The following is a 6,401-nucleotide window of genomic DNA, read 5'->3' as shown; positions in this document are numbered from 1 at the left end:
TTTAAATGGTGTGTAAGTTTTTTTACTTGTATACTTTTCGTTGTGTTAATTGGTATTTTTCGTTTTTCCGATTATAATTGGACGGCATTGAGAATTAGCCCCTTTTGCTGTTGCTGGCTCGCCCTGATTATCTGGAATGCAGGAGTTGGAGTTTGTAAATGAATTATGTTTTGTTGTTTGTTCTATAAATTAAAGTGTTTTTTTATTTATACGGTTTTATCATTTACCTTTGCCCTTATAAAAATTGTAAGAACATTGTTGCCTAATTATATCTTTTTCAAATGAGAATTTTCTTTTTTCTAATTTTTCTGGCATTGCCCATGCTACTGTTTTCTCAAGTAAATAGTACTAAAGAAATGGATTATAATAGTAGATACAATTCTTCGGACTCTATAAAAAAGCCTAAAGCGCCAGAGGCAACTATCGATATGTATCGTGTAATTACCTTAGAGCGTGATACTACTTATGTGGATACTTCGTTGACCATTCAAAAAGAATACAGTCATAATTATTTGCGTAAAGACAATTTTGGACTATTACCTTTTCCGAATGATGGACAAACGTACAATACTTTGCAATACAGTTTAACCGATTTTTCGCCTTATCCGGAGTTTGGTTTCAAAGCCAAGCATTTTAATTATTTGGAAGCGAACCAGATTCGGTACTCCTCTATGGCGACACCTTTTACGGAACTGTATTATAAAACCACTCAGCAAAAAGGACAATCAGTTGATTCTTTTATTGCCATAAATACCTCTGAAAATTTTAATTTTTCGGCGGCTTACCGAGGATTGCGTTCAGAAGGGAAGTATATCAATCAATTGGCAAGTACTGGAAATTTTAGATTTACGGTAAGTTACAATACAAAAGATAAGCGCTATTTTGCGAATGCGCATTTTACGAGTCAAGATATTATGAATGAAGAGAATGGAGGAATCACCACAATTGAAGATTTTGAAAGTGAAAATCCTGACTATACGAACCGACAAAGATTGGAGGTTTACCTTAATGATGCCAGTTCTTATTTGAAAGGGGAAAGAGGTTTTTTAGATCACTCTTTTAGAATCAATGCAACAAAAGGGGCAAACAACTTGTATGTTAGCCATCAAATAAATTATGAAAATAAATTTTTTGAATACAATCAGCCAACGGTAGCATCAACTGTTGGTGGCGAAAAAGTCTATAGATTTGGAGATTCTTTTAAAAGCAGCGATATAAGCGACCAGACGCATTATAATAAAATGTATAATAAAGTGGGACTTACGTATGAGAACATGACTTTAGGGAAGTTTCAGTTTTTTGCGGATGATTTCAGAACCAATTATTATTACAATCAGATATTAATTTTTGATGATGAAACGGTTCCGAGTTTATTAAGCCAAGATATAAATAATGTGGGCGGGCAGTACGAGTACCGTAAAAACAAATGGAATGGTAAGTTTTTGTATTCAAGATCTGTTACGAATCAGTCTTTGTCTAATCTCGATGCCAAGTTGCAATATGATTTGAATGACGAAAACCAATTTACTTTTCAATATCAAAACATAAACAAGCTGCCTAATAATAATTACAATTTATTTCAAAGCAGTTATGTAGAGTATAATTGGTCTAATGATTTTAAGAATGTGAAAATAAATTCGTTGTCAGCCAATGCAACAACACCTTGGGTAAATGCGTCCCTTCAATTTACAGTTTTAAAAGATCATTTGTATTTTGATGATGTATCAACGGATGCACAAGCGCTTGCCAAAACACAAATTATTGCACCAGTCCAATACGATGGGACTATTAATTATTTGTCAGTTAAAGCGAGCAAAGAATTTCAATTCGGGAAGTTTGCTTTAGATAATACGGTTTTATATCAAAAAGTAGATCAAGCGGACGCTGTTTTAAATGTTCCTGAGTTTGTTTTAAGAAATGCATTCTATTTTTCTGATTATTTTTTCAAAAAGAAAGCATTGTATTTACAGACCGGAATTGTATTTAATTATTTTACGAACTACTATGCCAATGATTACAATCCGGTAATAGGGGAGTTCTTTGTTCAGCGAGACAAGCAAATTGGTAATTTCCCAGTTTTAGATTTTTTTGTTAATGCCCGAATTCAGAGAACCCGAATTTATTTTAAAGCAGAACATTTTAATTCTTCTTTAACGGGTAATAATTTTTATGCTTCACCTACTAATCCGTACCGTGATTTCGTTATTCGATTTGGATTGGTTTGGAATTTCTTCCTGTAAATTTTATCGGCTTAAAAAAGGATTGTATCATCTAATTGCCATCATTTAGATAGTCGTTTTTTGTTAACACTTATTTTTTATAACAAAACGCTATCTTTGTGTTAGAATTTATAACGCAATTAAAATTGTAATACAATGCAGTACTCAGAAAATATATTAGGCACTATAGGGAACACACCATTAGTAAAGTTAAATAAAGTGGTACCTGGAGTTGATGCTTTGGTATTGGCAAAAGTTGAAACTTTCAATCCCGGAAATTCTGTGAAAGACAGAATGGCCGTAAAAATGATTGAGGATGCGGAAGCGGACGGACGACTAAAACCAGGAGGAACAATTATAGAAGGAACTTCCGGGAATACCGGAATGGGATTGGCTTTGGTAGCCATTATAAAAGGATACAAACTTATCTGTGTAATTTCCGATAAGCAATCCAAGGAGAAGATGGATATTCTTCGCGCTGTTGGTGCAAAAGTAGTGGTTTGTCCTACTGATGTAGAACCAACGGACCCAAGATCATATTATTCGGTTTCCCAAAGATTGGCTGAGGAAACACCTAATTCCTGGTATGTTAACCAATACGATAATTTATCGAACACGCTTGCGCATTACGAGCAAACAGGGCCTGAAATTTGGGAACAAACAGATGGTAAAATTACACACTTTGTTGTTGGTGTTGGAACAGGAGGAACTATTTCGGGTGTTGGGAAATATTTGAAGGAAAAGAATCCAAATATTAAAATTTGGGGAATCGACACCTATGGTTCAGTATTTAAAAAATATCATGAAACGGGAATTTTTGATGAGAACGAAATCTATTCATATATAACAGAAGGGATTGGAGAAGACATCTTGCCAAAGAATGTTGATTTTTCGATAATTGATGGATTCACAAAAGTAACCGATAAAGATGCGGCGGTTTATACCCGAAAAATTGCACTGGAAGAAGGGATTTTTGTGGGCAATTCTGCGGGAGCAGCAATAAAAGGATTACTGCAACTGAAGGAACATTTTAAACCGGAAGATGTAGTTGTGGTTTTATTTCATGATTCAGGTAGCCGTTACGTAGGTAAGATGTTTAACGATGATTGGATGAGAGAACGTGGCTTTCTGGATGAAGATATCACCAAAGCCGAAGATGTTATCAGAGATCATATGGATAAGCCTTTAATTGTGGTTCGTACTGAAGAATTGGTTTCTCACGCCATTGAAAGAATGCGTAAATACAAAATTTCACAGATTCCGGTAATAGATGTTACTGGCTTTGTAGGTTCTGTTGACGAAAGTGATTTATTCCAAAGTTATGTAGCTGATAAAAATGTGGCTGACAAACCAATTAAGGAGGTAATGGGAAAACCGTTTCCAATCGTAAAACTGGGAACCCCAATAGAAGAGCTTTCTAAGTTGTTTACGAAAGAAAATGATGCGGTTTTGGTTGAATTAGAAAATGGGAATCATCATATTATTACTAAATCAGACATAATTGGGTCGATAAAGTAAAGTTAACACCAGTAAATGTTTAAGAAAAAACCTGCGAGATTTAATAAATCTTTTGCAGGTTTTTTTTATGTGATATTATTGTTAAGTATTTATATTGAATTTGGAAAATATTTTTATCTGAAATACTTTTATAAGATACTTGTTATTAGTTGGTTATGATTATTACGGCAGGTCTGAAATTATTTTTTGAAATTATTTTTTAAAATGAGGGAAAACCGTAAAAGAACAAGTGGCGCCTTGTTTATTTTTGGACAACATTAAAATCTATTTAAATGGAAATCAAATCAGTAAAAAATAAAATTCTTGAAATTCATGAAGTTTGGGATGTTTTAGGCGACAGCTTAGATTGTTTTAAGTATGGCGAAATTCATGAAAGCTATGTGATTGAAATAATCTCTGAGTATTGTGTTAACAAAGGCTACGAAGTGAATGATTTTCCTATACAGAAGCGAGCATTGGCTATTACAAATAATGCCTATAGCGAAGATTACTTTTGCTATGATCGTTATATTAAATATCTGGATGTTCTAGCTACTAAACATGATGATGTATTTGAATTGATGTATTTTTATTCATCTACTTTTTGGCCGGAGCATTTTCATGACAAAGAAGATTATAGAAATAGATTGTTAGACTACATCAATTGCAATGTTTATGAAATTGATTTCTGATTCTAGAATCTAAATTTTTTTTTTTAGATATTTTGAAAGGTAATATCAGAGTTTAACTTTTAAATTCTGCATATTAAATTTATATTTGTAGTTATATGAAAGTTTTTAGAGTGGAATAGACTCTTTTAGCTTTTGTCTTGCAAATCTAACTTTTGACCTCTCAAATGACTTTTACTGCCATAGATTTTGAAACTGCCATAGGATATCATCCCTGTTCCGTGGGTATTGTTACTGTTGAAAACGGAATAATCATTGATGAGTTTGTCAGTTTAATTAAACCGCCCAATAACGAATATTCTCCCTTCACGATAAAAGTGCATGGTATTTATCCTCGAGATACGATGCATGCAAAATCATTTGCGCAAGTTTTTCCGGAGATACAAAAACGTCTGCGTAACAGAGTAGTGGTAGCTCATAACGAAAGTTTTGACAGAAATGTGTTGCTCAAATCAATGGCACTTTATAATTTGGATTATTCGGATTTGAATATAGCATCTCGTTGGAAATGCACCGTTAAGATTTATAAAGCAAAAGGGTTAAAACCAACTAAATTAAGCGATTGTTGCAGGGAAATGAAAATACAACTGAATCATCACGAAGCTTTGTCTGATGCTCGTGCCTGTGCCAAATTATATTTATTGAGGTAGTTTATTATAACTTTTAAGGAATAAAAAATGACAGGGTAGTTTAGTTTTTTAAACAATATCATTCTTCATTCCTCAAAAGTTTTTTAAGTTTTAAGTCTTGATATATTAGACATGATTTTTTTATCAGACGTAACTTCATTACAAAACTAATAACGGTGCAATGATTCCGAAACTTAATTGACCGGTAGTGTAATCGTTAGCGCCAAAAGCAGTTGTAGCATAACTGGTGTAATCATATTTGCGAGCTACGTATCCCAAATAAAATTTCAAATTAATATCATTGAAAGGCATATATTGAATTTCAGGGATGATACCATAGCTGGTTGATAATCTATCAGTAGCATTCGGATCCGGATTATCGTTCCAATAATGATTACTGTGCATTACAGATATAAGCAAATTAACTTTAGGGGAAACCAAATACTCCGCTCTAACCCAGTTTTCAATATACAGCGCGTCTTTTGCTGCATATTGATACTGGCCGTCAATTATACCGGTAATAATTCCTAATCGATCCAAGCCTTCGTCATCGTATTGAAAATCATAATGCAATGCGAATTTTTTTGTTTTAAACTTATTCCCTAATACAAAATAACCCATTCCGGCTCCTTTGGCTTCGTTAAAATAACTATAGCTATATATAGTTTCGAATTTTCCATTAAAGAAACTACCTCTCCAATTAACAACCGCGGCTAATGCGTATTCCGATGGTTCTAAATCAGGAGGAGCTGATTCCCCATATTGTTCTTCATAAGTTTTAGTTCTGGAATTTAAGACCTGAAAAGAAAAGGTGTGTTTGTTTCCTTCTAAGGTATGTGAAATTCCGGCTCCCATTAAGTAATTATCGGCAAATTCAATAATATCATTATAAGCTAAGATGTCTATAGGGTTATAATCAAATTCATAGCCTCCCCAATCTGCGCATAATTTACCAAATGAAATGTTAGTTCTTGGAGCTACCTCAATTCTTACAAATGCCATATCTACGGATCTGCTGATATTGTCCAAATTACCTGGAATAGGATCTCTGGTGTGTCTGTTACGGAATCTGAAATACACTTTTTCATGTATTTTTCCTTTTACTTCAAAACGAAGTTGATTCATATTGAAGTTAGACTTAGTGTGATCCCCATCCATAAAATAACTTTCATAAGCCATACGCGTATTGAAAATTACATCCACATCTTTTAGAAGTGACTGTTTTGAAATAGGAATGATTGACTTTAGGGAATCCGGAATAAATAAGCTCTCATTACCCGATTGTTTTTCAACTTGTCCCATTGCAAGTAAGGGTAAAAAAACGATTATTAAATAGATTGTAAATTTTTTCATAATGTTTTTGTTTT

At 33.4% G+C, this 6,401-nt stretch carries 5 protein-coding genes; 4 read left to right on the top strand and 1 reads right to left on the bottom strand.

The genetic code is table 11. The features are described from left to right. Positions 1-356 precede the first annotated feature (356 nt). The 4 genes from ABEB23_RS16505 (at position 357) to ABEB23_RS16490 (ending at position 5,055) form a co-directional block, all read left to right on the top strand. The gene (locus ABEB23_RS16505) at positions 357-2,240 is read left to right on the top strand and encodes a putative porin (RefSeq protein ID WP_348813758.1); all 1,884 of its coding nucleotides are present in this window, start codon (positions 357-359) and stop codon (positions 2,238-2,240) included. A 135-nt stretch (positions 2,241-2,375) separates the two neighbouring features. Then, positions 2,376-3,737: a pyridoxal-phosphate dependent enzyme gene (locus ABEB23_RS16500; RefSeq protein WP_348813757.1), complete on the top strand. Its 1,362-nt coding sequence runs from the start codon at positions 2,376-2,378 to the stop codon at positions 3,735-3,737. A 272-nt stretch (positions 3,738-4,009) separates the two neighbouring features. Beyond that, positions 4,010-4,408, top strand: a complete 399-nt coding sequence (locus tag ABEB23_RS16495; RefSeq protein WP_348813756.1) for a hypothetical protein — start codon at positions 4,010-4,012, stop codon at positions 4,406-4,408. A gap of 164 nt (positions 4,409-4,572) precedes the next feature. Beyond that, a complete protein-coding gene (locus tag ABEB23_RS16490) occupies positions 4,573-5,055 on the top strand; it encodes a 3'-5' exonuclease (RefSeq protein ID WP_348813754.1) in 483 nt (160 codons plus the stop codon). A 138-nt stretch (positions 5,056-5,193) separates the two neighbouring features. Here ABEB23_RS16490 and ABEB23_RS16485 read toward each other — a convergent pair whose 3' ends face one another. Continuing rightward, the gene (locus tag ABEB23_RS16485) at positions 5,194-6,387 is read right to left on the bottom strand and encodes a porin (protein WP_348813753.1); all 1,194 of its coding nucleotides are present in this window, start codon (positions 6,385-6,387) and stop codon (positions 5,194-5,196) included. Positions 6,388-6,401: the final 14 nt, after the last annotated feature.

The sequence above is a fragment of the Flavobacterium maritimum genome, from assembly GCF_040049085.1.
Taxonomy (GTDB): Bacteria; Bacteroidota; Bacteroidia; order Flavobacteriales; family Flavobacteriaceae; genus Flavobacterium; species Flavobacterium maritimum.
The sequence above is the reverse complement of the archived record's forward strand: the minus strand, read 5'-3'. Positions and strand labels throughout refer to the sequence as shown.